The organism is Streptomyces sp. NPDC005728 (assembly GCF_040630895.1).
Classification (GTDB): Bacteria; Actinomycetota; Actinomycetes; order Streptomycetales; family Streptomycetaceae; genus Streptomyces.
Genome location: NZ_JBEXYL010000007.1, coordinates 1 through 26187, shown reverse-complemented (window position 1 = coordinate 26187; position 26187 = coordinate 1). Strand labels below are relative to the sequence as shown.

25 protein-coding genes and 3 tRNA genes are annotated in these 26187 nt (G+C 71.9%); 18 read left to right on the top strand and 10 right to left on the bottom strand.

The window, feature by feature from the left end; genetic code table 11:
- Position 1: 1 nt before the first annotated feature.
- From ABZ471_RS07390 to ABZ471_RS07365, 6 genes are all read left to right on the top strand, one after another.
- Positions 2-1099, top strand: a complete 1098-nt coding sequence (locus tag ABZ471_RS07390) for a hypothetical protein (RefSeq protein WP_359063705.1) — start codon at positions 2-4, stop codon at positions 1097-1099.
- On the top strand, positions 1090-2688 hold the full coding sequence (locus ABZ471_RS07385; RefSeq protein ID WP_359063425.1) for a hypothetical protein: 1599 nt from the start codon (positions 1090-1092) through the stop codon (positions 2686-2688). Before ABZ471_RS07390 ends, ABZ471_RS07385 begins: the two co-directional genes overlap by 10 nt.
- Entirely contained in the window at positions 2685-4022 is a 1338-nt protein-coding gene (locus ABZ471_RS07380; RefSeq protein WP_359063423.1) for an AAA domain-containing protein, read from the top strand. The genes ABZ471_RS07385 and ABZ471_RS07380 overlap by 4 nt, the downstream gene beginning before the upstream one ends.
- Positions 4023-4314: 292 nt before the next feature.
- Positions 4315-4686: a hypothetical protein gene (locus tag ABZ471_RS07375; protein ID WP_359063421.1), complete on the top strand. Its 372-nt coding sequence runs from the start codon at positions 4315-4317 to the stop codon at positions 4684-4686.
- A gap of 113 nt (positions 4687-4799) precedes the next feature.
- The gene (locus ABZ471_RS07370) at positions 4800-5375 is read left to right on the top strand and encodes a bifunctional DNA primase/polymerase (RefSeq protein WP_359063419.1); all 576 of its coding nucleotides are present in this window, start codon (positions 4800-4802) and stop codon (positions 5373-5375) included.
- Positions 5366-5439, top strand: a tRNA-Lys gene (locus ABZ471_RS07365). Before ABZ471_RS07370 ends, ABZ471_RS07365 begins: the two co-directional genes overlap by 10 nt.
- A gap of 74 nt (positions 5440-5513) precedes the next feature.
- On the opposite strand, the gene ABZ471_RS07360 is transcribed toward ABZ471_RS07365, so the two are convergent.
- Complete coding sequence (locus tag ABZ471_RS07360; RefSeq protein ID WP_359063417.1) at positions 5514-6767, bottom strand: M6 family metalloprotease domain-containing protein; 1254 nt, start codon at positions 6765-6767, stop codon at positions 5514-5516.
- Between the two features lie 325 nt (positions 6768-7092).
- Between ABZ471_RS07360 and ABZ471_RS07355 the strand changes: the two genes are divergently transcribed.
- The gene (locus ABZ471_RS07355; RefSeq protein ID WP_359063414.1) at positions 7093-8907 is read left to right on the top strand and encodes a bifunctional diguanylate cyclase/phosphodiesterase; all 1815 of its coding nucleotides are present in this window, start codon (positions 7093-7095) and stop codon (positions 8905-8907) included.
- Here the strand turns inward: ABZ471_RS07355 and ABZ471_RS07350 are convergent.
- The 3 genes from ABZ471_RS07350 to ABZ471_RS07340 form a co-directional block, all read right to left on the bottom strand.
- On the bottom strand, positions 8886-9974 hold the full coding sequence (locus ABZ471_RS07350; RefSeq protein WP_359063412.1) for an LLM class flavin-dependent oxidoreductase: 1089 nt from the start codon (positions 9972-9974) through the stop codon (positions 8886-8888). The genes ABZ471_RS07355 and ABZ471_RS07350 overlap by 22 nt on opposite strands.
- Before the next feature lie 98 nt (positions 9975-10072).
- On the bottom strand, positions 10073-10804 hold the full coding sequence (locus ABZ471_RS07345) for a decarboxylase (RefSeq protein ID WP_359063410.1): 732 nt from the start codon (positions 10802-10804) through the stop codon (positions 10073-10075).
- A complete protein-coding gene (locus ABZ471_RS07340) occupies positions 10801-11595 on the bottom strand; it encodes an aspartate/glutamate racemase family protein (RefSeq protein ID WP_359063408.1) in 795 nt (264 codons plus the stop codon). Before ABZ471_RS07340 ends, ABZ471_RS07345 begins: the two co-directional genes overlap by 4 nt.
- A gap of 131 nt (positions 11596-11726) precedes the next feature.
- On the opposite strand from ABZ471_RS07340, the gene ABZ471_RS07335 reads away from it, so the two are divergent.
- Both ABZ471_RS07335 and ABZ471_RS07330 read left to right on the top strand, forming a co-directional pair.
- The gene (locus ABZ471_RS07335; protein ID WP_359063406.1) at positions 11727-12680 is read left to right on the top strand and encodes a D-2-hydroxyacid dehydrogenase; all 954 of its coding nucleotides are present in this window, start codon (positions 11727-11729) and stop codon (positions 12678-12680) included.
- Positions 12681-12696: 16 nt separating this feature from the next.
- Positions 12697-14085, top strand: coding sequence for an amidase (locus tag ABZ471_RS07330; protein WP_359063404.1), 1389 nt, complete (start codon positions 12697-12699; stop codon positions 14083-14085).
- Here the strand turns inward: ABZ471_RS07330 and ABZ471_RS07325 are convergent.
- Positions 14066-14560: a DUF3830 family protein gene (locus ABZ471_RS07325; protein WP_359063402.1), complete on the bottom strand. Its 495-nt coding sequence runs from the start codon at positions 14558-14560 to the stop codon at positions 14066-14068. The genes ABZ471_RS07330 and ABZ471_RS07325 overlap by 20 nt on opposite strands.
- A gap of 47 nt (positions 14561-14607) precedes the next feature.
- Here ABZ471_RS07325 and ehuB point away from each other — a divergent pair, with 47 nt between their 5' ends.
- The 6 genes from ehuB (at position 14608) to ABZ471_RS07295 (ending at position 18788) form a co-directional block, all read left to right on the top strand.
- Complete coding sequence (gene ehuB, locus ABZ471_RS07320; RefSeq protein ID WP_359063400.1) at positions 14608-15534, top strand: ectoine/hydroxyectoine ABC transporter substrate-binding protein EhuB; 927 nt, start codon at positions 14608-14610, stop codon at positions 15532-15534.
- Positions 15531-16250: an ectoine/hydroxyectoine ABC transporter permease subunit EhuC gene (gene ehuC, locus ABZ471_RS07315; protein WP_359063398.1), complete on the top strand. Its 720-nt coding sequence runs from the start codon at positions 15531-15533 to the stop codon at positions 16248-16250. The genes ehuB and ehuC overlap by 4 nt, the downstream gene beginning before the upstream one ends.
- Positions 16247-16897 carry an ectoine/hydroxyectoine ABC transporter permease subunit EhuD gene (gene ehuD / locus ABZ471_RS07310; RefSeq protein ID WP_359063396.1) on the top strand — a complete coding sequence of 217 codons (651 nt, stop codon included), beginning with the start codon at positions 16247-16249 and terminating at the stop codon, positions 16895-16897. Before ehuC ends, ehuD begins: the two co-directional genes overlap by 4 nt.
- Entirely contained in the window at positions 16887-17669 is a 783-nt protein-coding gene (ehuA, locus tag ABZ471_RS07305; RefSeq protein WP_359063395.1) for an ectoine/hydroxyectoine ABC transporter ATP-binding protein EhuA, read from the top strand. Before ehuD ends, ehuA begins: the two co-directional genes overlap by 11 nt.
- Before the next feature lie 210 nt (positions 17670-17879).
- Positions 17880-18638 (top strand): IclR family transcriptional regulator C-terminal domain-containing protein, encoded by a 759-nt coding sequence (locus ABZ471_RS07300; RefSeq protein ID WP_359063393.1) that lies wholly within the window; start codon positions 17880-17882, stop codon positions 18636-18638.
- 76 nt (positions 18639-18714) lie between these two features.
- A tRNA-Lys gene (locus ABZ471_RS07295) sits at positions 18715-18788 on the top strand.
- A 59-nt stretch (positions 18789-18847) separates the two neighbouring features.
- Here the strand turns inward: ABZ471_RS07295 and ABZ471_RS07290 are convergent.
- The 5 genes from ABZ471_RS07290 to ABZ471_RS07270 all read right to left on the bottom strand — a co-directional run bounded on the left by ABZ471_RS07290 (position 18848) and on the right by ABZ471_RS07270 (position 24613).
- Positions 18848-20515 (bottom strand): AMP-binding protein, encoded by a 1668-nt coding sequence (locus tag ABZ471_RS07290; protein ID WP_359063391.1) that lies wholly within the window; start codon positions 20513-20515, stop codon positions 18848-18850.
- 81 nt (positions 20516-20596) lie between these two features.
- Entirely contained in the window at positions 20597-21061 is a 465-nt protein-coding gene (locus ABZ471_RS07285) for a DUF3592 domain-containing protein (protein ID WP_359063703.1), read from the bottom strand.
- A 153-nt stretch (positions 21062-21214) separates the two neighbouring features.
- The gene (locus ABZ471_RS07280) at positions 21215-21829 is read right to left on the bottom strand and encodes a lytic polysaccharide monooxygenase (protein ID WP_359063389.1); all 615 of its coding nucleotides are present in this window, start codon (positions 21827-21829) and stop codon (positions 21215-21217) included.
- Between the two features lie 154 nt (positions 21830-21983).
- Complete coding sequence (locus tag ABZ471_RS07275) at positions 21984-23162, bottom strand: SPFH domain-containing protein (RefSeq protein ID WP_359063387.1); 1179 nt, start codon at positions 23160-23162, stop codon at positions 21984-21986.
- 125 nt (positions 23163-23287) lie between these two features.
- The gene (locus ABZ471_RS07270; protein WP_359063385.1) at positions 23288-24613 is read right to left on the bottom strand and encodes a peptidoglycan-binding protein; all 1326 of its coding nucleotides are present in this window, start codon (positions 24611-24613) and stop codon (positions 23288-23290) included.
- 186 nt (positions 24614-24799) lie between these two features.
- Here ABZ471_RS07270 and ABZ471_RS07265 point away from each other — a divergent pair.
- The 3 genes from ABZ471_RS07265 to ABZ471_RS07255 all read left to right on the top strand — a co-directional run.
- Positions 24800-24873, top strand: a tRNA-Lys gene (locus ABZ471_RS07265).
- Positions 24874-25044: 171 nt separating this feature from the next.
- On the top strand, positions 25045-25734 hold the full coding sequence (locus tag ABZ471_RS07260) for a FadR/GntR family transcriptional regulator (protein ID WP_359063383.1): 690 nt from the start codon (positions 25045-25047) through the stop codon (positions 25732-25734).
- A gap of 264 nt (positions 25735-25998) precedes the next feature.
- Positions 25999-26187: hypothetical protein (locus ABZ471_RS07255; protein ID WP_359063381.1), on the top strand; the 189-nt coding region annotated here is incomplete at its 3' end.

The window sequence follows — 26187 nt, the reverse complement described above, 5'->3', positions numbered from 1 at the left end:
GCTGCGCGGCCCCGACGTACCGGCCAAGGCCCTGGACGCGCGCGCCCTCGCGGCGCTCGCCGCGAACCCCGGGTGCCGCAGGCGGGCGATCCTGGACGGCGCCGGAGTGGACAAGGCGGCGCTGGCGAGCGCGCTGGGCGCGCCGTCCGGGTTCGGGCAGTCGCAGTTCGCGCTGACCCGGGGCAACGCGTTCGAGGCGCGGGTGAAGGCGGACGGCGGCGCGGAGCTGCTGCGGCTGGTCCACTCCCGGCTCGACCCAAGTGCCGAGCCGCCCGCCGGGGCGGCCGTACCCGACCTGTCCGCGCTCGGCCCCGAGGGCCGTACGGCCCGTACGGCGCTGGCGCTGCGCGAAGCCGTGACGGCCGGCGGCTGGACGCTGCTGGACCACCCGATGCTGGCGCTGGACGTGGCGGGCTCGCTCGCCTTCCTGGAGCCGGACGCGGTGGTGGTGCACCCGGACGGCAGCTGGACGGTCGTGGAGATCAAGTCCTTCCCGATGCTGGACGGCTCCGCCGATCCGGCGAAGGTGGGCGCGGCCGCCCGGCAGGCGGCGGTGTACGTGCTGGCCCTGGAGGAGGTCGCGGCCCGGCTCGCCGAGGACGACGCGCCGGCGGCTCGGGTACGGCACCGGGTGCTGCTGGTGTGCCCGAAGGACTTCTCCAACCTGGCCACCGCCTCCGCCGTGGACGTGCGCAAGCAGCGCGCGGTCACCGCCCGCCAGCTGGCCCGGCTCACCCGCGTCGAGGAGATCGCCGACGCCCTGCCCGAAGGCATGTGCTTCGCGCCGAACCGCCCGGCCGAGGAGCTGACGGCGGCCGTCGAGGCGGTCCGGGCGACGTACGCGCCGGAGTGCCTGTCGGCCTGCGAACTGGCCTTCCACTGCCGGGAACGCGCCCGCGCGGCCGGCGCGGTGACCCGCCTCGGCCGGCCGCTGCGCGCCGAACTTGGCGGCCTCACCACGGTCGAGGACGTCCTCGCGGCGGCCCGCGGCGAGAACGGCGACGCCGACGACCCGGCCGTGGCGGCCCTGCGCCGGGCAGCGGCCCTGCGCGCTCAGGCGCTGGCCCCGGCCGGCCGGGCGGTGGCCCCGTGTCCCTGATCGCCACCCTCGCCCGGCTCGAGGCCGTCAGCACCGGGCGCGCCCAGCCCGCCGCGACGGTCCGCCACCGGCACCTGTCCGAGCGCCCCCTGGTGTTCGTGCCGCTCACCACCGCCGGTGAGGCCGGCGCCCCGCTGGGCGCGCTGGTCGGCACCGACCGGGACGCGCCGCGGCTGCTGGTCGTACCGCAGCCCCGCGACCGCGACCTGCGCTTCGCGTTCCTCGCCGAGCTGGCCGACGTCGTCCTGCCGTACATCGACTCCTGCGCGGAGGCCGTCGAGGCGGCCGAGCGCACCGAGAGCGACCCGGAGACCGGCAAGCGGGTCAAGGTCGAGGTCGAGTTGTGCGCGGACGCGCCCCAGCTGATCGTGCCGAGCCGGGCGGGCCTGGACTTCGTACGGCTGCTCGGCCGCTCCATGCGCTTCCGCCGCACCGCTGAGCAGGACCCGGAGGCACCCCACCCGGCGCCTCCCCGGGTCCCTCTGCTCGGCCGGTGGCTCACCCACTACGGCGAGCGGTCCCGCGTACCCGGTTCCTCGCTCCTCCTGGCCCTCACCGACGTGCTGTCCCGGCACTGGGCGACCGGCCAGTCCAGCCTGGAGGACCAGCACCTGGGCGCGCTGCTCGCCTGGATCGACCCTCCCGGCGACAGCACGGGCTCCGAGGCCGCCCGCCGGGCCGAACTCGCGCGCGATGCCGACGGCCAGCTGCTGTGCCCGCCGGCCGGCCCGGCCACCGACCCGGCGTTCGACAACAAGCTCCTGGCTCCCGCCATCGAGCGCTACGACCGTGCCCGCACCGCCCTCGCGGCCGCCGAGGACGCCCTGGAGGCGGACGACCGGCTGGCCGCCCTCACCGCGGCCGAGCGGGAGGTCCGCGACCTGGTCGCGAGCCGCACCCGGCCCACCTGGGACTCGGTGTGGCAGGGCCTGGACCTGCTGCGGGCGCTGCCGGAGGGCGCGCACACCGAGGAGCGCTGGACCCGGGACCGCTGGTCGTTCACCAGTCACCGGGACCGGGTCGTGGCCGGCGAGCCCCCGCAGCCGCGCCGCGACGACGCGGTGACGGCGGCGAACAAGCTGGCCACGCGCGAGCGCGAGCAGGGCCGGCTGGAGGCGCAGGAGGCACTGGACGACCCGCTGGTGATGGCGGGGCGGCGGCTGGCCGGCGAGGCCTTCGCGGGCGAGGTGACCGATGTCGTCATGGCGTACAGCAAGGGCAAGCGGCCCAGCCCGCGCCCGCTGGTGACCGTCCGCACGGACGACCGGCCGCATCTGGCGGAGCGCACGAAGGTGTACCGCTCACTGGGCGGCAAGCCGCAGACGGCGGAGTTCGCCGGATACGAGGGCGCAGCGGACGAGGGCGTGCTCGTCCTGCGGATCGTCGACAAGATGGGCCGGGGCAAGGAGCCCGAGCCCGGATCCGTGCCGGAGAAGGGCGACGCGGTCTGTTTCACGCTCTTCGAGCACGAGCAGCGCGGCAGCGCGAAACTGCCCGACCCGGAGGAGACCCCGTGGACGCACGGCGGCCCGCCCGGCGAGGCCGCGCCGGAGGCCCCCGACACCGTGACCGAGGAGGACGTCCTGTGACGACGGTCGATTTCGACCCCGGAGCCGCTGCCACCCGGGCCACCGCCGCGATCCTCCACGACACCCTCCAGGGCACCGAGCGGGGTGTGGTCGTGGACTCGCCGCCCGGCGCCGGCAAGTCCACGCTGGTGGTCCGAGCGGCCCTCGAACTCGCTGACGCCGGGCGCCCGTTGATGGTGATCGCGCAGACGAACGCCCAGGTGGACGACCTCGCCCTCCGCCTCGCCGAGAAGAACCCGGACCTGCCGGTCGGCCGCCTGCACAGCAGCGACACGGACCCCTACGACAAGGCACTGGACGACCTGCCGCAGGTCCGCACCTCGGCGAAGGCGGCCGACCTGAACGGCCTGCCGGTCGTCCTGTCCACGGCCGCGAAGTGGGCGCACGTCAAGGTGGACGAGCCCTGGCGGCACGCGATCGTCGACGAGGCGTACCAGATGCGCTCGGACTCCCTGCTGGCCGTGGCCGGCCTGTTCGAGCGGGCACTGTTCGTCGGCGACCCGGGCCAGCTGGACCCGTTCGCGATCGTGGGCAGCGAGCAGTGGGCGGGCCTGTCGTACGACCCCTCGGCCTCGGCGGTCACCACCCTCCTGGCCCACAACCCGGCCCTCCCCCAGCACCGCCTCCCGGTGTCCTGGCGCCTCCCGGCCTCCGCGGCCCCGCTGGTCTCGGACGCCTTCTACCCGTACACCCCGTTCCGCAGCGGCACCGGTCCCGAGGACCGGCGCCTCGCCTTCGCCGTCCCCTCCGACGGCTCGGGCCCGGACCGGGTGATCGACGAGGCCGCGCAGTCCGGCTGGGGCCTGCTGGAACTGCCCGCCCGGCACACCCCGCGCACGGACCCGGAGGCGGTACGGGCAGTGGCGACGGTCGTACGGCGCCTGCTGGACCGGGAAGGCGCGGCCGTGTCGGAACGCTCCCCGGCCCCCTCTCCCCTGACCCCTGACCGCATCGCCGTCGGCACGGCCCACCGCGACCAGGCCGCGGCGGTCCGCTCGGCGCTCGCGGACCTGGGCGTCACGGACGTCACCGTGGACACGGCCAACCGCCTCCAGGGCCGTGAGTACGACGTCACGGTCGTCCTCCACCCCCTCTCCGGCCGCCCCGACGCCACCGCCTTCCACCTGGAGACGGGCCGCCTGTGCGTCCTGGCCTCCCGCCACCGCCACGCCTGCATCGTCGTGTGCCGCGCCGGCGTGGGCGACCTGCTGGACGAATACCCGTCCACGGAACCGGTCCAGCTGGGCACGCTGGTGAAGTTTCCTGATGGCTGGGAGGCGAACCACTCGGTGCTGGCACATCTGGCGGAACACCGGGTGAGCTGGCGGCCATGACCCACTCATCAATGCCCGACCGACAAACCTCCGACCCGACACCACCCACCCGCCGGACGGAGTCCGGCACACCGCCGCAGGCGGCCGATGGACACAGCCCTGATGGCTGGGAGGCGAACCACTCGGTGCTGGCACATCTGGCGGAACACCGGGTGAGCCGGCGGCCTTGAGGTTCTTCGGGGGCACTCGGGATGTCCGGCGACTCCGAGGGCCCCTTGCGCGCACGCGAGACAATGGACGGTGGCCCACCTGAAGGCGGTGGCCACCGAACCGTACGAGGAGGAGACAAGACATGGCGGAGCCCACGCCGCGTCGGAACGAACCGCGGCTACGCCCCGCGCCCCTGCTCTTCGAGCCCGCGGAGGCGGCCTCCGACCCCGAGCACTTCTTCGACCTGGAGTCGATGGACGATCCGCGGGAGCTGCTGGCGCGGGCGACGGAGCTGACCCAGGCGTTCCGTGCGGCGGCCGACCGGGCCGTGGAGTTCCAGGCCCTCGCGGCGGCCCAGCTCGCTGATCCGCGCCGGTTCGACCGGCTGACCCCGGCGGACATCGCCGAGCGGGCGGAGTGGACCGAGGACTATGCCAAGAAGATGGTGGAGTTCGGGCGGGACCTGATGCGAGGGGCCGACACCGAGGGCCGTACGCCCGTCGATCCCGTCTAGCCCGCCCGCCTGGCATATGCCAGGCGGGCAAGATACTCCTCCCCGCTCCCTCCTGTCCCGAGTTTCCGCAACCCAGGAGAACCGCTCGCTCACGGCCGGTAGATGTAGTCGGCATGAGCAGCCCGCCGAACGTCACCTGTGCCACCTCCGACGGAGCCGCCTGGCTCGCCTCGGCAGGAACGTATCCACGAAGCACGCTCGCCCTCTGGAGAGACCGCCCGGACGCCCCGGTGGTCCTGCCCTGCGGCACCGTCTTCGACGTGGTGAGCGCCCCCGCGATCTTCGGGCGCCGGATGCTGGACCGGTTATGGGGCGAGGGGCCGGGGTCCGGTCCGGTCGCGGTGTTCCGGGGCCGGATGCTGCTGTTCGCCGCCCCGGGCACGGCCCAGCGGCTGCCCTCGCTGCTGGCATGGGAGGAGTGGGGGTCCACCCGTACGGAGGCCGTACCGCCCCTGCTCTGCCACGGCACCGGAGACGCGGTGACCGTCCCGGCGCCGAGCGGCGGCGACTCCCCCACCTCGGGCAGCTGCCGCTGGCTGGTCGCCCCCGACACCCGTCACCCCTGGCTGCCGGGCCCCGAGGTGGTGCTCTGGGCGGCCGTCCGGGCGGCCCGCGCGGCTGTGCGGATATCGATTTTTCCTCCTGCCGACCAGGATGCTAAGGTCTACGACGTCAGCAGGCGCCGCTAGCTCAGTTGGTTAGAGCAGCTGACTCTTAATCAGCGGGTCCGGGGTTCGAGTCCCTGGCGGCGCACGTGACGACGGCGGGTCGGTTCGAAAGAATCCGGCCCGCCGTTTTCGTATACACAAGACCTGCGCCGGGCGCGCTCAGCCGGTCACACCGGGCGTGATCTTCACCGTCCACGCGCCGGACGCCGTCCGCCCCTCCGCCTCCACCTTCACGCCCTCCCCGGGCACCGTGAAGCTCTCCCCGAGGGCCACGGGAGCGTCGGCCAGGGGCGGGTAGACCGAGTTCTCCCAGCACGCCTCGGTGTCCGGGTGAGCGTCCACCACCTCGACCGGGCCGGCGCCGGACGCCGCGCTGCCGTGCACCCGGTACACCAGGACGCCCTGCCGGCAGCCCGCATGGTCGTTGCCCGCCGGGCCACGCGCCTCGACGGCCAGGACACTGTCCGCGCCGGTGCGCACCACCGCCAGCTTCGCGCCGTGCCCGAGACCGAAGGCCGGGGCGCCGGCCGTACCCTGCGCCGGGATGCCCGGCCCCGCGGCCAGCGGCTCCAGGGTCAGCCGGGTCGGACCCGCGCCCCGTACGCACACCACCTGGCGCGGATCCAGCCATCCCAGCTTCCACTTGTGCCAGGCGAACAGGTCCGGGGACAGTCCGAACTGGCTGCCCATCAGGTCCCAGTCGCCGACGTAGGTGTCCCAGTCGCCCTTGCCGTCGACCGGGCGGTGGTAGAGATCGGGCAGGTCGAAGACATGGCCGGTCTCGTGGGCGAGGACCAGACGGTCCGGCGGGTGCTTCTCGAAGACCGTGACGACCCGCCGCACGTCCGTGCCGTCCACGTGTACGGGGGTGTCGAGGTTGACGACCTTCGTCGCGTCCGAGTCGACGCCGGGCGCATCCGGGTCGGCGACGAAGTAGACGACGTCGTAGCGGGCGAAGTCGACCTCCTTGTCGGCCACGGCGAACGCGTCGCGCAGGTAGGCGGCACGGTTGTCGGCGCTCCAGTCGCGCCTCATGGCGTACGCGGTCGACCGCTGCGGCATGCGCAGCCAGTGCGCGAGCGCGTGCGGGCGCAGCGTGAACCTGCCGTAGGAGGCCTGCTCGAAGAAGCGGCTGGTGGCCGGGAAGTGGTCGGCGGCCAGCTCCGCGGGTCTGGTGTGCGGGGTGGCGTCCGGGAAGGACAGGAAGATCATGACGGCGTGGAGTGCGCCGGTCGGGCGGGTGTAGTCGGGGTTCCAGGTGTCCACGCCCTCCGAGTGGTGGGCCTCACTGCGGTGCAGGGCGCACGGGGCCGGCGAGAAGGGTTCGGCGACCGACGGGCCGGTGAGGATCGAGGTCGCGGCGAGCGCCGACATCGTGGTGAACACGGCGGCGGTGCTGCGCAGCTTGGGCACGGAAGGACCTCCGGATGCGGTTCACGGGACACCGCATCCAGACTGTGATAGTTCATTACCATTCGTCCTGTTTGCCTGAACCAGAAGGGTGAGTACGCCCGTTTGGGCGCCGGCGTGCATCGGCGGCCGACACCCCGAAACACTCACGGAACGTCACAACTGGTCGGGGGCCTGAAGAACCCGTCCAGGTGCGGGCAGAAACGATCTGTCAGAACCTGTGGTCTGTCCGGGACACTGGAGAGTAGGTGGAAGGCCTCCGGGCCAGCCTCTATGATCGGCACACTTTCCGGCACGGACAGAGATCGAGTGCACGCGGGAGCGAGCGGTGAGCGGAACGTCCGAAGGGCCGACGCCCGCGGCAGACCTCGACCGGTCAGCCGTCACAGACAGTGATCACAACACCTATCACCGTGTCTTCGCGGCCGCCACGCTCGCCATGGTCGTCGTTGACCGCGAGGGCCTCTGCGTCAGCGCCAACGCCGCCTTCGGCGAGCTGCTCGGCACCGACCCGGACACGCTGGCCGGGCGGGTCGCCGCCGATCTGGTGGACCTGGCCTCGGACACCCGCACCTGGCACGCCTATCGCGAGGTCCTGCGCGGCCGCCAGGCGCGGCTGCGCTGCACCCGGCGGCTCAAGCACCCCGACGGGCACTCGGTGTGGGTGCAGGTGACCGTCACCCCGCTGGCCGGCGACGGGCCCGGGGTCCTGCTCTCGGCCGCCGACATCAGCGCCCGGCGCGAACTCCAGGCCCGGCTGCGGCACTTGCAGATGCACGACCCGGTGACCCGGCTGCCCAACCGCACCCTGTTCTTCGAGCGGCTGACGGCCGCGCTGGAGGCGGAGTCGTACGAGCAGAGCGGCACCGGCCGGATCGGCCTGTGCTACCTGGACCTCGACGGTTTCAAGGCCGTCAACGACACCCTCGGCCACCGTGTCGGCGACCGGCTGCTCGCGGCCGTCGCCGAGCGGCTGACCCGGGTCGCCGACGAGACCGGGTACGCCCGCGCCGGCACCCCCCTGGTGGCCCGGCTCGGCGGCGACGAGTTCGCTCTGCTGGTCGAGGACTCCACCGGCACCGAGCAGCTCGCCGACCTCGCCGAGTCCGCGTTGAAGGCCCTGGAGGCGCCCTTCGACCTGGCCGGGCAGCGGCTGTCGCTGACCGCGTCCATCGGTGTCGTGGAACGGCATGCGTCCGGCACGACCGCCACGGGTCTGATGCAGGCGGCCGACACCACGCTGTACTGGGCGAAGGCGGACGGCAAAGGCCGCTGGACCCTGTTCGACCCCGAGCGCAACGCGCACCTGATGACCCGCCAGGCCCTCTCCTCCACCCTCCGCCCGGCCATCGAACGCGGCGAGTTCGCGCTCGAGTACCAGCCGTTGGTCGGCATGGAGGACGGCCGCCTGAGCGGCGTCGAGGCGTTGATCCGCTGGAATCATCCTCAGTTCGGCACACTGACGCCGAATCGGTTCATCGGACTGGCGGAGGAGGACGGCTCGATCGTGCAGCTCGGCCGCTGGGCGCTGGCGACCGCCTGCCGCCAGGCCCGCCGCTGGCAGCTGGACCACCCCGGCGAGCCGCCCATCTTCGTCAGCGTGAACGTGGCCGTACGCCAGGTGTGGGACTCCGACCTGGTGGCGGACGTGGCTCAGACCCTGGCCGAGACCGGGCTCGCCCCGCACCTGCTCCAGCTGGAGCTGACCGAGTCGGCCGTGATGGGCTCGGCCGGCCGCCCGCTGCAGGCCCTGCAGGCCCTCAGCGACATGGGCGTACGCATCGCGATCGACGACTTCGGCACCGGCTACTCGAACCTGGCCTATCTGAGCCGGCTGCCGGTGTCGGTGCTGAAGCTGGACGGCTCCTTCGTACGCGGCTTCCAGTACGAGGTGGACACCGCGAGCACGGTGGCCGTGCCGCCCAACCCGGCCGACGAGGTGATCGTGGAGGCGATGATCCAGCTGGCCCACCGGCTCGGCCTGACGGTCACCGCGGAGTGCGTGGAGACCTCGGCGCAGGCGACACGGCTGCGCCGGATCGGCTGCGACACCGGGCAGGGCTGGCTGTACTCCCGTCCGGTGCCGCCGGATCGTATCTCCGAGCTGCTGGGCGATCAGACCTACGCGGTGGGCAAACCGTAGGCGTCGGCGATCAGTTCGTAGGAGCGCAGCCGCATCTCACCGCGGTGGGCGTGCGAGGTGAGCATCAGCTCGTCGGCGCCGGTGCGCTTGTGCAGGTCGTCCAGGCCGGCGCGGACCTCGTCCGCCGTGCCGTGCACGATGTTGCCGGTCCAGGAGGCGACGAAGTCCTCCTCCATCGGGCTGAACTCGTACTTCTCGGCGTCGTCCGGGTCGGGGAACAGGCCCGGTCGGCCGGTGCGCAGCCGGACCATGTTCAGCGCTGTCGCGCGCACCTGCCGGCGGGCCTCGCGCTCGTCGTCCGTGGCGAGCGCGGAGACGCCGATGAGGGCGTACGGCTCGGCCAGCACCGCGGAGGGCCGGAAGGTCTGCCGGTACAGGTCGAGGGCCGGGATGGTGTTCTGCGCCGAGAAGTGGTGCGCGAAGGCGAAGGGCAGCCCGAGCAGGCCGGCCAGGCGGGCGCTGAACCCGGAGGAGCCGAGCAGCCAGACCGGCGGGCGGTGCGGGGACTGGACACCGCCGGGGCTGCTGCCCTGCACCGGGCCCGGGATGGCGTGAATGCGCCGGTACGGATGCCCGTCGGGGAAGTCGTCGTCCAGGAAGCGGGTGAGTTCGGCCAGCTGCTCCGGGAAGTCGTCGGCGCCCTCGTTCAGGGTGCCGGTGCGGCGCAGGGCGGCGGCGGTGGCCCCGTCCGTACCGGGCGCCCTGCCCAGGCCCAGGTCGATCCGCCCCGGCGCCATCGCCTCCAGCGTGCCGAACTGCTCGGCGATCACCAGGGGCGCGTGATTGGGCAGCATGACGCCGCCCGAGCCGAGCCGGATGCGGTCGGTGTGGGCGGCGAGGTGGGCGAGGATCACGGCGGGCGAGGAGGAGGCGACGCCCGGCATGGAGTGGTGCTCGGCGACCCAGTACCGGTGGAAGCCGCGCGACTCGGCGAACCGGGACAGTTCCACGCTGGTGCGCAGCGCCTCGGTGGCGGTGCTCCCCGCGCCGACCGTCACCAGGTCCAGTACGGAGAGGGGGGCGGGGGCGGTGCCGTACGTCGTGCCCCGGATCTCGTCTGCCGCCACGGTGTGTGCCTCCTGTTGTCCGGCCGTGAGCTGTCGTTCCCGGCGATAACAGGAGGCTGTCTCCGTTTATTCCGGCACAGCCGGGCGGTGTCGTCCCCTCAGACCTGCACGACCGGCTCGCGGGTGAACAGCTTGCCCAGGCCGGGAGCGTTCACCCGGCGGTCGGCCAGCCTGAGCCCCTCCCACACCGACACCTGGTTCGCCGTGAGCACCGGTTTGGACAGCGCCTTCTCCAGCACCGGAAGGTGCGCGGCCGTGTGCAGCGCGGTGTCCGGCAGCAGGACCGCCTCGGCGTCCGGGACGTCGGCGACCCTGGCCAGCGTCAGCACCTCCTCCTCGCCCCACGTCCCGACCTCCGCCGCCGTGATGATCCCGGACGAGCGCACCGCGACCACCTCGAGACCCCCGGCCCGCAGGAAGTCCGCGAACAGGACGGCCACCTCCTCCGGGTAGGTCGCGCCCACGGCGACGCGTCGTACGCCGATCTCCCGGGCCGCGTGCACGAAGGCGAACGACGTCGAGGAGGCCGGCATCCCGGCCACCCGGGCCAGCGCCCGCACCTGCTCCTGGGCGCCCTCCCAGCCGTACACGAAGCTGCCGCTGGTGCACGCCCACACCACCGTCTCGGCGCCGGTCAGCCGCAGCTCCTCCATGCCGGCGGCGAGCCGCTCGGCCGAGCCCATCTCGCGCAGCGCGTCCACCCGGTGCGCGTCCACGCCGATGTCGGTGTGCACCAGGTCCACCCGGATGTCGCTGCCCAGGAGCTGCTCGATGCGCGGATAGTCGTCCTCCCCGGAGTGGCCGGGGTAAAGGAGTCCGAGTGCAGTCATGACGGCCCTTCTTGGTGTTCCTGCGTCTCTTCGGGCAGTACGGGCCACTCCCGCGCGGCTTCGTCCAGCAGCGCCTGATAGGGCCCCACGGCTCGGGTACCCAGTCGGCGCAGGGCTGCCCACATCGTGACCTGGTTGGCCGACAGGACGGGGATGCGCAGCTCTGCCTCCAGCTGGGGGATGACGTCGTACGTCGGAAGGTTGGTGCAGGAGATGAACAGCGCGTCGGCGCTGCCGGGGCGGACCGCGGAGCGGGCCATCGTGACCACCTCCCGGTACGGCACCTGCCAGATGTGCCGGGTCAGCCCCATGAAGGCGCAGCCGGTGACCCGGACGCCGGCCTCGGCGACGTAGTCCTCCAGGGCCCGGGTGACGGACATCGTGTACGGGGTGACGAGGGCGACGCGGCGGATCCGCAGCTCCGCCAGGGCCTCCAGCAGGGCGCCGGAAGTGGTCACCGAGGGCAGCTCTCCGGCGCTGCTCATCGCCGCGCACATCGCCCGCTCGCCCGCGATCCCGTCGACGAAGCTGCCGGAGGTGCAGGCGTAGGCGACGACCTCGGGGGCTACGGCGGTCAGCGCGCGCACCGCCTCGCCGAGGGTCTCGTGCTCACTGACCAGCCGGGCCAGGTCCAGGCTCACCTCGACCGGCACGAACGGGGTCCGGGTCAGATGCAGCGACACCTCGTCGGGCACCCAGCGCCACAGCTCGCGGTCGAGGGCGAAGTCGAAGGGAGCCACGACACCGACACCGCGCTGGTGGCGGGGGCCGCCGAGAAAGGAGACGTCCATGGCAGTGCACCGGCCTCACGCTGGGAAACGACGAGGGAGGAACGGTCGGTGGATACGCCCGTGTTGACGAAGGTAGGTTCCGGTGCGAGCGTGGTCAATCCGCGCATGTCAGACGCCCGGAGCGGCCCCGAATGACGCTGACCCTGCCCACTCTCCTCGTCCTGGACGCCGACCCGCCACCGCGGCTCGGCCGTCTCACCGGCCGTGCCCGGATCGTGCACACCGACGCGGCCGGTCTCGCCGGTCGGCTGCCGGAGGCGGACGTGCTGCTGGTGTGGGACTTCACCTCGCACGCCGTGCGGGAGGCCTGGCCCGGGGCGGGGCCGCGGCCGCGCTGGGTGCACACGGCGAGCGCGGGCGTGGACCATCTGATGTGCCCGGAACTCGCGGCCTCGGACACGGTGGTGACCAACGCGCGCGGGATCTTCGACCAGCCGATCGCCGAGTACGTGGCCGCCCTGGTGCTGGCGGTCGCCAAGGATCTGCCGCGCACGCTGGAGCTGCAGCGGGAGCGGACCTGGGGGCACCGGGAGACCCGGCGGGTGGCGGGCACGCGCGCGTGCGTGGTGGGCTCCGGGCCGATCGGCCGGGCGATCGCGCGCACGCTGAAGGCCCTGGACGTGACGACGGCGCTGGTGGGGCGGGTCCCGCGCACCGGAATCCATGGCCCGGGCGATCTGGACCGGCTGATCGCCCGCGCGGACTGGGTGATCGCCGCCGCACCGCTGACCGAGCAGACGTACGGCATGTTCGACGCCCACCGGTTCGGCGTGATGCAGCCCTCGGCGGTCTTCGTGAACGTCGGCCGCGGGCAGCTGGTCGACGAGGCCGCGCTCACCCGGGCGCTGCAGCGGCGCTGGATCGCGGGCGCGGCCCTGGACGTGTTCGCCGCCGAACCCCTGCCCGGGGACAGCCCGTTGTGGGGACTTCCGGGCTTGATCGTGTCTCCCCACATGAGCGGGGACACGATCGGGTGGCGGGATGAACTCGGCCTTCAGTTCGTGGAGTTGTACGAGCGGTGGGCGGCGGGCAGATCCCTGGTGAACGTGGTCGACAAGAAACGCGGCTACGTCCCCGGTCACTGATCCACCAGGAGGGTGCATGCAGCTCACCGACCTGACCGCCGTACAGCTCCTCGACGGCTACCGCAAAGGCGAGTTCAGTCCTGTGGAGGCGACCGAACAGACACTGGAGCGGGCGCGCCGGATCCAGCCGGAGGTGAACGCGTTCGTGCGGTTCACCGAGGAGGACGCGCTCGCGCGGGCGCGGGAGTCGGCGGAGCGCTGGCGGCGCGGTGCGCCGACCGGGCTGCTGGACGGGGTGCCGGTGACGGTGAAGGACATCCTGCTGCTGCGCGGCCACCCCACCCTGCGCGGCTCGAAGACCGTGTCCGAGCAGGGCCGTTGGGAGGAGGACGCGCCCTCGGTCGCCCGGCTGCGCGAGCACGGCGCGGTCTTCCTCGGCAAGACCACGACACCCGAGTTCGGCTGGAAGGGCGTCACCGACTCCCCGCTGACCGGCGTGACCCGCAACCCGTACGACCCCGCGCGCACCGCGGGCGGCTCCAGCGGCGGCAGTGCGGCGGCCGTCGCGCTCGGCGCGGGCCCGCTGTCACTGGGCACGGACGGCGGCGGCAGCATTCGCATCCCGGCCGCGTTCTGCGGGATCTTCGGGCTGAAGCCGACGTACGGCCGGGTGCCCCTGTATCCGGCGAGCCCGTTCGGCACGCTCTCGCACGTCGGCCCGATGACCCGGGACGCGGCGGACGCGGCGCTGCTGCTGGACGTCATCGCCGCCCCCGACGCCCGTGACTGGTCGGCGCTGGCCCCGCCGCCGCAGTCGTTCACCGCGGGCCTGGAGCAGGGCGTGCGCGGGCTGCGGGTGGCGTACTCACCGTCCCTGGGCGGGCAGGTGGCCGTCCGCCCGGCGGTCGCGGCGGCCGTGCGGCGGGCGGTGGCCCACCTCGCCGATCTCGGCGCCTACGTCGAGGAGACCGACCCGGACTTCAGCGACCCGGTGGACGCCTTCCACACCCTGTGGTTCAGCGGCGCGGCCCGGCTCACCCAGGGCTTCTCACCGCACCGGCGGCAACTGCTCGACCCCGGCCTGCGGGAGATCTGCGCCCAGGGCGCGAGGTCGAGCGCGCTGGACTATCTGGCCGCGGTGGACGTCCGCATGGACCTCGGCCGCCGGATGGGCCGCTTCCACGAGCGGTACGACCTGCTGGTCACGCCCACGCTGCCGATCACGGCGTTCGAGGCGGGCGAGGAGGTGCCGCAGCGCTCCGGCTTCCGGCGCTGGACCGGCTGGACACCGTTCACCTACCCCTTCAACCTCACCCAGCAGCCGGCCGCAACGGTCCCCGTGGGCACCGACGGCGACGGTCTGCCGGTCGGGATGCAGATCGTCGCGGCCCGGCACCGGGACGATCTGGTGCTGCGGGCCTCGCACGCCCTGTGCGAGGCGGGACTCACGCTCTCCGGAAGCTGAGCGTCTCCCCCGCCGCCCCGTTGCGCCACAGGTCGTTGCAGGCCTCGGCCATCGGCTCCAGGCCGTCCACGACCTGGCCCCAGACGATCCCGGGCACCCAGCCCACGTCGCCGTTGAGCAGCAGGTTGTTGCGCTCGTAGAAGAGGGCCAGGTCGACCACGGTGGTGCCGGGGCGGACCTCGCGGTCGTAGCCGTAGGCCTTCGTGCCCAGTTCGGTGCCGGTGAAGGAGAAGTAGCAGAGGTCGCCGGGGATCGGGGTGACCGTCGGGTTCTCCAGTGGGGGTTCCGTGGAGGCGAAGGGCGGGAAGAGGGCGTAGATCTCGTTGCGCGCGTACTTGGCGTGGAAGACGTCCCCCGCGAGCGGCAGCGCCTCCCACACTGCCGCGCAGGTCAGGGGCGCACGGTCGGCCAGCAGTCGTGCCGTGCAGTGCACGTCCCGCTGGTCGAGGGAGACGGTGACGAGTCGATCGGCCATGAAATCCAGGGTGCATACGACGGGTGCGCTTGGGTAGCCGCGCCGCCATGGCTCCACCACTTGGGAACGACGTACACACGATCCGGTCGGAACACAGACACAGTAGACGCTCGGTGCTCACGGGAGTCGCGGCACTCGGTGCGGTGGGCGCGCTGGGTGCCGCGGGCTGTACACGGGTGGCCTCGGCGTCCGGCAGGAGCGGCGGTGACCTGCTCGAACGGCTTCGTGCGCAGGGGGTCGTACGGCTCGGGATCGCCGGTGAGATCCCCTTCGGGTACATCGACAAGGACGGCCGTCTCACCGGAGAGGCGCCCGAGCTGGCGAAGGCGATCTTCAAACGGCTCGGCGTGGACCGGGTGCAGCCGGTGCCGACCGAGTTCGGCTCGCTCATTCCCGGGCTCAACTCCCAGCAGTTCGATGTCGTGGCCGCCGGGATGTACGTCAATCCCGAGCGCTGCCAGCAGGTGATCTTCGCGGACCCGGACTACCAGATGCTGGATTCGTTCATCGTCCGGAAGGGGAATCCGAAGGGGCTGCACTCCTACCGGGACGTGGTCGAGAAGAAGGCGAAGTTCGCCACCGGGACGGGGTACGCCGAGATCCAGTACGCGGTGGAGGCCGGGTACCGGGAGAGCGACATCCTGATCGTCCCGGACCAGGTCGCCGGGCTGAACGCCGTCGAGGCCGGGCGCGTCGACGCCTTCGCCGGTACGGCGCTGACCACCCGCGCGGTGGTGAAGAAGTCCGCCAAGGCGGAGGCAACCAAGCCCTTCACACCGCTGGTCAAGGGCAAACCGCACGTCGACGGCGGGGCGTTCGCGTTCCGGCCGACCGAGACGAGGCTGCGCGACGCCTTCAACGGGGAGCTGCGCAAGCTGAGGAGGAGCGGGGAGTTGTTCCGGATCCTGCGGCCCTTCGGCTTCACCAAGTCCGAGCTGACGGACCTCACCGCGAAGGAGCTGTGCGGCGGATGACCCCGGGGCTCTGGGAACTCGTACTGAGAGGCATATGGACCACGGTCCAGCTGCTGGTGTTCGGCGCGCTGCTGGCCACGGCGGTGTCCTTCGCCGTCGGCGTCGCGCGCACCCACCGGCTGTGGATCGTGCGCTTCCTCGCCGGCTTCTACACCGAGGTGTTCCGCGGGACATCGGCGCTGGTGATGATCTTCTGGGTGTTCTTCGTGCTGCCGGTCGCCTTCGGCTGGCAGCTGGTGCCGCTGTGGGCGGGCACCCTGGCGCTCGGGCTGACGTACGGCGCATACGGCTCGGAGATCGTGCGCGGCGCACTGAACGCGGTCGATCCGGCGCAGCGGGAGGGCGGGGTCGCACTCGGCTTCACGCCCTGGCAGCGGCTCCGGCTGATCGTGCTGCCGCAGGCGGTGCCGGAGATGATCCCGTCCTTCTGCAACCTGCTGGTCGAGCTGCTCAAGGGCACCGCGCTGGTGTCGGTCATGGGCATGGGCGACCTGACGTTCAGCGCCAACCTGGTGCGTCTGGCGCTGCAGCAGAGCGCGGAGATCTACACGTACGTGCTGCTGATCTACTTCGTGATCGCGTTCGTGCTGACCCGGCTGATGCGCGGTCTGGAGAAGCGGCTGAAGGCCGGGGTCGGCAAGGACGCCGGTACGGAGTCGGCTGCGCGTGAGCTGAAGCGGGCGCAGACGACCGGAGTGGGGGGTCGAGTCGCATGAAGTGGGACTGGAACGCGGTCGGCGACTTCATGCCGCTCTTCTGGGACGGACTGCTCGTCACCCTGCAGGCCCTGGCCCTCGGTTCGCTGCTGTCCTTCTCCCTGGGCCTGGTGTGGGCGCTGCTGATGCGGACGCCCAGCCGGTGGGTGCGCTGGCCGGTCGGGGTGGTCACGGAGTTCGTGCGCAACACCCCGCTGCTGGTGCAGCTGTTCTTCCTCTTCTACGTGCTGCCCGAGTGGGGCCTGACCTTCTCGGCCCTGGCCACCGGCGTCTTCGCCATCGGCCTGCACTACTCGACGTACACGATGCAGGTCTACCGGGCCGGTATCGAGGCGGTGCCCGTCGGCCAGTGGGAGGCGGCGACGGCGCTGAACCTGCCCGGGCGGCGGACCTGGATCGCGGTGATCCTTCCGCAGGCGATCCGCCGGGTGATCCCCGCGCTCGGCAACTACGTGATCGCCATGCTCAAGGACACGCCGATGCTGATGGTGATCACCGTGCTGGAGATGCTCGGGCGGGCCAGGCTCTTCTCCCAGCAGCACTTCCAGTTCACCGAGCCCCTCACGGTGATCGGTGTGGCCTTCATCCTCATCTCCTACCTGGCCTCCCTTCTTCTGCGAGCCCTGGAGCGACGCCTTGTCCGTTGAGACCCGCACACAGCCAGCCACCACCGACGCGCATCCGACCGAGCTGGTCCGCCTGGAGGGGGTGACCAAGCGGTTCGGGGACAACACGGTCCTCGACGGCCTCGACCTCTCCGTGGACGCGGGCCGGCACGTGACCCTGATCGGCCCCTCCGGCTCCGGCAAGACCACGATCCTCAGGCTGCTGATGACCCTCACCGAGCCGGACGAGGGCACGATCAGCGTGGACGGGCAACAGCTCTTCCCGGCGCCGGAGAAGCAGGTCCGGGAGGTCCGCAAGAAGATCGGGATGGTGTTCCAGCAGTTCAACCTGTTCCCGAACATGTCCGTGCTGCGGAACATCACCGAGGCGCCGGTGCAGGTGCTCGGCCTGTCCAGGGACGAGGCCGAGGCGCGGGCGCGGGAGCTGCTGGACCTGGTGGGACTGGCCGACAAGTGCGACGCGCGGCCCACCCGGCTCTCCGGCGGACAGCAGCAGCGGGTGGCGATCGCCCGGGCGCTGGCGATGCGGCCGCGGGTGCTGCTGCTGGACGAGGTGACCTCGGCGCTCGACCCCGAGCTGGTCGCGGGCGTGCTCGATCTGCTCAGGGACATCGCCCGCAGCACCGACATCACGATGCTGGCCGTGACCCACGAGATGGGTTTCGCCCGGGACATCTCCGACCAGGTCCTGATGTTCGACGCGGGACGGGTGATCGAGTCGGGTCCCCCGGAGAAGATCTTCAGCGATCCGGAGCAGGACCGTACCCGGGAATTTCTCAGCGCGGTGCTGTGACTACGCGGTGTGAAGACGGGAAGTGTCGAGGTCCGAGCGATGGGTGATGACCCTGGCATATGCCACCGGGTCTGCGCCCCAGTTGAGAGGGGTCGGCAAGGGCCACAATCTCGCCAACACCCTCTCCCTGAAGGCCCTTTGCCCGTTATCGTGGTACGGATCCGCCGACCGGATTTCGCGGCCACAGACAGGCGAGCGCAGGGGGACACCGTGGCGCTGATGCACGAGCCGACCGCCCCGTACCACTCCGCCCAGGACGCGCTGCGCGTCCTGGAGACCGTGGCCCGTCACCCCGCCGGCGTCACCGACACCGAACTGGCCCGCCGCACCGGCCTGGGGCCCGAGCGGCTGACCGCCCTGCTGCGCATGCTGCGCCGCGAGGGCTACGTCGAGCAGATCACCGACGGCGCGTACGTCACCGGCGACACCCTGCGCCGCCTCACCTCGGCGCACGACCGCGAGCGCGCCCTGCGGGACAAGCTCCAGCACACCCTGGACCGGCTGCGGGACTCCGTCGGCGCGGCCGTGTACATGAGCCGGTACGTGGACGGCGAGGTCAGGGTCACCCAGTACGCCGCCGGGCCGACCACCCCGGCGGTCAACGAGTGGGTCGACTTCCGCTACTCCGCCCACGCCACCGCCGTCGGCAAGAGCCTGCTGACCCAGCTGGACCACAACGGCCGCCGCGACCACCTCTCCCGGCACAAGATGGCCCGCCTCACCTCGCGCACCATCACCAGCGACAAGCTGCTGCTCTCCCGCCTGGAGTCCCAGCCGCCGACGGTGCCGGTGCTGGACCTGCAGGAGTACGCGATCGGCACGGTCTGCGCGGCCGTCCCGATCACCGCCGGCGCGTCGGTCGGCTGCCTGGCGCTGTCCCTCCCGGTGGAACACGCCCACCGCCTCCGCCAGGCCGCGGACGCCCTGAACCGGAGCGCGGCACCGGTGCTGCTGTCCCTGGCGATCTAGGTGGTCACCAACACTGCTCCGGACCAGGTACTATTTTCTTCGTCGCCGGCCGCGAAGAGCGGAAGGCGAGAGTCATGCGCCGCTAGCTCAGTTGGTTAGAGCAGCTGACTCTTAATCAGCGGGTCCGGGGTTCGAGTCCCTGGCGGCGCACAATGACGATGGCGAGCCATGTCCGCAAGAAACGCGGATCTGGCTCGCCATCTCTGTTATTACGCGGCTGCGCCGCGCGCAGTGGGGGCTCCGCCACCCACACCCCCCACTGAGGGGCCCTTCGCGGAAGCGAGGGGCCCCTCGACGTCTTCCGTGGTCAGCCTTCGGTAGGCGTCCTCTCCCGGCGGCCGCCACCACACCGGATCGGCGCACCGGAACCCCTCCTGCCGCAGCAGCGCCCGATGGATCTTGTTGGTGGCCGTCACGGGCATCCGCTCCACCACGCGCACGAACCGCGGCGCCATCTTCGTCCCGAGGTCGGGCTGGGCCCGCAGGAACTCCGCGAAGCCGGCCGGCTCGAACCGTCCGGCCAGGGTCGCCATCACCTGGTCCCCGGTCACCGGATCCGGCACCCCGTACACGGCGGCGGCCACCGCACCCTCGTACCGGGCGACGATGTTCTCGATCATCGCGGCGGCCAGGTTCTCCCCGTCGACCCGGATCCGGTCGTCGGTGCGCCCGGCGAAGTACAGGTACCCCCCGGCATCCCGGTAGAAGAGGTCCCCGGTCCAGTACGCCCCTCCCCGCCGGCGCTCGGCCTCGGCGGCCGGGTTGCGCCAGTACCCCTCGAAGGGGTTGGGCCCCCGGTTCACCAGCTCCCCGATGGCCTCGTCACCGTTGAGCAGCCGCCCGCCGGTATCGAAGACGGCTACCGGACACTCCCGCCCCGTGCCCGGATCGAGCACCACCAGGCCGGCCCCCGCCGGCCCCACCGCCCCCGCCGGAGTTCCCGGCGCCCACTGGACGGCCGCCCCGCCCTCCGACGACCCGTACCCCTCCACCAATCGCACCCCGAACCGCCGCTCGAAGGCGGCCGCGTCCACCGCGCCGGCCTCCGTACCGAAGCCCGTCCGCAGCGGATTGTCCCGGTCGTCGGCCCGCGCCTCGGTGGCGAGGAGGTACTGGATCGCCCGCCCGACATAGGTGAAGTACGTCGCCTCGTACCGGCGCACGTCCGCCAGGAACCCGGACGCCGAGAACCGCCGCCGCAGCGCCACCCCGGCCCCGGCGGCCAGCGCGGGCGCCCAGTCCGCTATCACCGCGTTGCCGTGGAACATCGGCATGCAGACGTAGTGCACATCGTCCGCCCGCACCCCGAACTGCCCCACCAGCGCATGTCCCGCCGCGGCCAGCCGACCCTGGGAACAGATGGCGGCCTTGGGCGCGCCGGTCGAGCCGGAGGTGAAGTAGAGCAGCATCCGGTCGGCCGGGCCGGGCCGGGACGGATCGGGCACGGCGCCGGCGTAGGGGGCGAGAAGAGCGCCGTACTCCTCGGAGTCGGTCACGACGATGCGCACGCCCGGCAGCTCCAGCTCGGCCAGCAACGGCAGGTGCGCCCGCTCGGTGACCAGCACCGGGCACTCGGTGTGCCGGATGTCCCTGGCCAGCTCGGCGCCCCGCCGGGTGGGGTTGATCCCGGCAACGGCGGCTCCGGCCAGCGCGGCCGCCCCGAGCCACAACGGGAACTCCTCGGTGTTGTCGAGCAGCACGCCGACGTGCGGTACGGCACCGGCGGGCAGCAGGTCGGCCAGCAGCGCCGCCCGGGCCGCCGCCCCCGCGGCCACCTCGTGATGGCTCAGCACCCGCTCCTCGCACCACAGTCCCGGCCGGTGGTCCCCCCACCGCGCCGCGACCAGCTCGGCGACCGTGCGCATCCTGGACTCCATGGCGGAGTACGGTAACTGACGGATCATCAGATAGGGAGAGGTCCGGGCTCACCGACTGCCCGCGCACACCCTGCCCGAGGGCTACGGGAGCAGGCCGTCCGACTCCGTGAACATCATGTGGGCGACGGTGATGAAAACGACGCAGAAGCTGATGGCGACGCCGAGGAACGCGAGGCCGCAGCCCGTACCGAGCGCGAGCTTGGTGCGGGACGGGGGCAGGGCGGTGGCCCGCTCGGGGTACTCCGGGAGGTAGCGCACGGTGACAAAGTCGCCCTCCACGATCGTCGAGGGGCCGTTCCCCTCGTCGAAGCGGACCGTGCGGCCCTCGCGCGTGGTGAACTCGTAGACGTGGTGGAGGGTGGTGTGCACGGAGGTGTCCCCGCCGCCGCCACTGGTCGTCGTGTACGACCGCAGGCAGCGGGCCTCGGCCGTCAGGCCGTGCTGCCAGGTCCTGCTGATCCTCCTGGCCCGGCGGACGAGCAGGTACGCGGCGTACGCCATGAAGCCGATCATGATGACCGGTACGGCGTAGAAGAACAGTTCCATGAGGTCCCCCGAGGTCACTTCGCCGTTCCGATCGACCGGCATGGCGGGAACCTACCCACGCCGCAGGCCGGTCGGCCTCAAGTGAAGCTCAGAATCAGGTCCCGCGTGCGCCGACGACGGCGCCGGCGCACGCGGACCCTACCCGCGGGGGGATCAGAAGGTGACGTCGGAGCAGGCGTAGAACGCGTTGCCCGTGTCGGCGATCGTCCACACGGCGAGGATGACGTGGTGACCGCTCAGCCCGGACGGCAGGGTGCCGCTGTGACTGAGGGTGGCCGGCGGGCGCTGGCCGTTGTACGGCACCGTCAGGAACGGCGTGGTGGTGAGGTCCGAGCGGGACAGGGCGTGGTTCTGGTTCCAGCCCTGCTTGGTGACGTAGTACTTGAAGTCGGTCGTGGCGTGCATGGCGGTGAACTGCCAGCGGAAGGTGTACGACTGACCGCCGGTCACCTTCGTGGTGGGCCAGGCCGCGCCGGACGGCGTCGCCGGCGAGCTGAGCTGGGCGAACCGGCTCAGTCCGCCGCTGCAGATCTGGCCGTCGGCGGGTCCGGCGGCCGGGAAGCCCTTGGGGCCCTCGACACTCTGCGGCTCCCACTGGATGTCGCCGCAGTTCGCCACGGTGCCGTTCTGGCAGAGCTTCTGCCTGCTGATGGGGAGGTCGGTGTAGCCGTGCCCGCTGGCACCGCCGGTGGAGAGCGCGAAGGCTCCGGCGGTCACCACACCCAGCACGACTGCGGATAACGCAGAGAATCTGGTCTTGGTGCGCATGCTGCCGCTCCTGGAGAACGTGGGGGAGGTTCACTGAGCTGAGCCGTGCAGTAGGTCTAGACCAAGTCCCAGATTATTGCCGTTAGTTGGCCGTGTCTATATCAAGACGTGTCCATACCGATCGCGAGGCCTGTCCCACGCCGCTGCCGGGCCGTCACATAGGCTCCCCGCGCCCCGAGCAGAACGCGACCGTCAGGTCCCGGACGAGCACCTTGCGCTCGTAGTCGTCCAGTTCGACCAGACCGCGCATGGTCAGCCGGGTCACCGTGTCCTCCACCGAGTCCACGACCGAGTTGAGCATCGTGGCCCGCTGCCGTGCGTCCAGCGCGGCGATCCGGCGCCGGTGCATCGCGGCCGCGATCTCGGGCGCGTACTCCACCCGGACCGGCTGCACCGAGAACACCTCCAGGCCGACCGGCGCCGCGTCCGCCGCCACCAGCCGGGTCAGCGTCTCCCCCGCCGCCGCCACCCCGCCCGGCGTCCCGCCCGGCAGATCCACCGGCACGCGGACGAGTGCCGCCTCCACGCACTCCCGCAGATAGGTCTCATGGTCGTCGATGCCGAGCACGGCCCGCGCGGTGTCCCGCACCCGCCACACCACCAGCACCACCACCCGCAGGGCCACCCCGTTGGCGTCCGACGCCGGCATCGCCTCGCTGCGCCAGTGCCGCAGTCGCACATTCACCCGGCGGCGCACCAGCAGCGGGTTCACCCAGAGCAGGCCGGTGCGCCGGACCGTCCCCCGGTAGCGGCCGAACAGCCCGAGCAGCCTGGCCTGTCCGGTCCGGCCCCGGGCGAGCCCGCCGAAGCCGAGCACCCCGAGCGCCCCGGCCCCGGCGTACGCCGCCCACTGCGCCGGCCCCAGCCCCGCGCCCGTGTACGACGGCAGGCCCAGCGCCTCCCCCGTGAGCGACGGCAGCACACCCGCCCACCACGAGGTGGCCAGGCACCCCACGATGCCGCCCGCGCCGGCCAGCACCCCGGCCAGGCCGGGCAGCACCCGCGCCGGACGCTCCACCAGGTCGGGGTCGACCTGCGGCACCGTCCGGCTGCGGGCCGGAGCCGGGCGCCGCAGCCGGGGCTGTTCCCCGGTGCCCTGCCGGCGGCCCACCACGGCGGGCTTCACCGGCACCGACACCGGCTCGGGTTCGTCGCGGAAGAGCAGATGGACGGGGATCTCGGTGGTCGCCTCGTTCTGGATCAGCCGGACCGGACGGGTGGCCGTACCCCCCGTACCTCCCGGCCCCCCGGAGCCGCAGTCCGGGCCCTGCGCGCCCGTCGAGCCCTCCGGCTGCTCCTCGGACTCGGACGTGTGTGACGTGGTTGTGCTCATGCGTGCCTCCAGCCTCCGCGCCAGATGCGTCATGCCAGTGGGAGTGGGATCAGGGGCGCGCGCCTGCGCGCACAGACAGTCGGGTCCGTGCAGGCAGACAGCGGGCCTGCGCGCACGGAGCGCGCCTACGCGAACAGCCGGCGCCAGGTCTCCGGGCCCGGGTAGCCGTCCGCCGCGCCGCCCCGCCAGCCCTGGCTGCGCTGGAACGCCTGCACGGCCCGCCGGTCCGCTTCGCTCCAACTCGACCCCGGGCCGGTGTCGTAGAACCTGCCGAATCCTTTCTTCACCAGCTGCTTCCCCAGCTGGGTGACGTACTCGTTCTCCGCACCCGGGCGGAAGAGGTTCCGGCCGGGATAGCCGGGGACGCCGTGCGAGGCGGGCCGGGCGGAGGGACTGCCGGGCCGGGCCGGGCTCGCGGCTCCTGGCTTGATGTCCTTGCCCTGCCCGGTGACGAGCAGGCTCCAGGTGCGCGGGCCGGGCAGCCCGTCGGCGTCCTTGTCCTTCCAGCCCTGGGCCAGCTGGAACGCCTGGGTCGCCTTCCGGTCCGCCTCGCCCCAGACCGGACCCGGACCGTTGGCGTAGAAGGAGCCGGCGCCGCGGGCGATCAGCATCCGGCCGAGCTGGGTGACGTAGGTGTTGTTCGCGCCGGGTCCGAAGTGCTCGGCGCCCGGGAAGCGCACCGGCGCCTTGCCGTCGGCCTCCCCTTGCGCGCCCGCGGTGCCTGCGGTCACACCCTTGTACCGGTAGGGGACGTACTTGTCGGCGTTGGTCCAGTAGGGGTAGGGGGTGGCCTGGCGGCGGGTGTTCGGGGGCGTCTGTTCGTAGACCGTGTAGGAGGCGTGCGTGTAGTCCGTCCAGCCGCCGAAGATCACGACGTGGGAGCCTTTCTCGGGGTTGGCCGGGTTGTGGAAGAGGAGGATGTCGCCGGGCTGCAGCTCCTCCTTGGTGATCTTCACGCCGAACTGGTCGAGGCTGCCCGTCCACTCGTTGGTGCCCAGCCCCCAGGCCATGGAGACGTAGCCCGAGCAGTCCTGCCGGTAACCGTCGGACCAGTAGGCGCTCATGCTGTACGGCACCTTCGCGGCGACCCAGACCTTGGCCCGGTTGATGATCTCGGTCCGGGTGGCGGGGGGAATCCGGGGCGCCGAAGGCTTGACCGGCTTGCCGGCCGGGCCGTGCAGCGGGGCCCTGGCGCCCTGCGGGGTGGCGGGGTTGCCGTCCGCCGCCGGGGTGCCGGGGCGGGGCGAGGGGTGGGGGGTGGCGTGGGCTGCGGCCGGAGGGGTTGCGCCGAGGGCGGCGGACGCGGCGGCGGCCACGACCACGACCCCTCGGGCCGCCGAGTGGCCACCGAGGCGGCCGGACTGCGGGCGGGGGCTCGTCCGCCCGTGGACACAGCCGGGGCAGCCGCAGTCGCTCACGGGGTCGACCTCCTCGAACACCGGAGCGGTCATGCGATCTGCCTCACATTCTGAGTGGATTTGTCCGCGAGTGTGCACATTGATCAGTTTCACAACTGTCGTCGGGGCGCGCATGTTGACGGTCCGAATGATGTACAAGCCCCCTCGACCCCCTCCCCGGGGCACCCGGGCGTGGTCGGGAGCACCCCTCCAGGTCAGGTAGAGTTCTCTTGTCAGCAAGCGCCGCTAGCTCAGTTGGTTAGAGCAGCTGACTCTTAATCAGCGGGTCCGGGGTTCGAGTCCCTGGCGGCGCACAATGACGATGGCGAGCCACGTCCGCAAAAAACGCGGACCCGGCTCGCCATCTCTGTTATCGCGCGACTGTGTCGCGCGCCGTGGGGGCTCCGCCACCCACACCCCCGTCGAAGAAGGTCCCCCGTGCGAACGGGGGACCTTCTTGTTGTTTGGCCGGATACCCTCTGGCCATGGCAGCTCGCGACCTCCAGGAGCGGATCAAGAAGCTCATCATCGACCGCAGGCTGCCCTCGGGCGCCCCACTGCCGACCGAGCCCGAGCTGATGGAGTTCCTCGGGGCGAGCCGGAACTCGGTGCGGGAGGCGCTGAAGGCGCTCCAGGCGATGGGGATCGTGGAGATCCGGCACGGGTTCGGGACGTACGTCGGCCCCATGTCGCTCGCCCCGATGATCGAGGGACTCGCCTTCCGCACGGTCGCCGGGCACTACCGGGGCGAGGACTCCCTGCTCCAGCTGCTGGAGCTGCGTGAGGCCGTGGAGACGGGACTGGTCTCGCGGCTGGCCGGGCGGCTGCCGGAGGGCGACCTCACCGAACTGGACGACCTCGTGACCCGGATGGAGCGGGAGGCCGCGGAGGGCCGCGGCCTCGCCGAGACCGACCGCGCGTTTCACGCCACCCTCTACCGGGGGCTGGACAACGTGTTGCTCAGCGAGGTGCTGGAGGCGTTCTGGGACGCCTTTCACCGTGTCCAGCAGGATCTGCTGGACGTGCCGCAGGATCCGCGGGTCACCTGCCGCCAGCATCGCGAGATCCTCGACGCCGTGCGCTCCGGTGATTCCATACGGGCGGAGAACGCCATAAGAGACCACTTCGGCAACATCCGTGCACGGCTGTCCCCAGCAGCCGTGTTTGACCGGTAAACATCCCGTTTCGCGACTTGCGATCACACGGAACACCGTAGAACCCTGGTTGTTCAACGTGCCGCTGATTCGCGGTGGTTGGGGGGCCAGTAGCCGGTTGCGGAGTTTATGGGGCGGGGGTCCCGTTTCGCGAACGGATACCGAGGGGAGCAGTCCGTAACCGGATGGGCACGGTTCCGCGTCTCCGAGACGTGGAAGAGATGGTGACGGTGACCCACCAGGACCGCACAGACACGCACTGAGCTGCGTGTGGGGGGATGACTCATGACGTCGACGCCGACGGGCGCCGGGCATAGCCATAGTTCGTCACAGTACGCACACAACCGATCACAAACGATGCATCTTCGGCCGTCCGGGTACCGGACCGGCACCACGGGGGCTTTCCGCAGGATCAAGAAGAGCCTGCCGAGATACGACTATGAGCACTACAGCCGACTCGCCGGTCCCCTCACC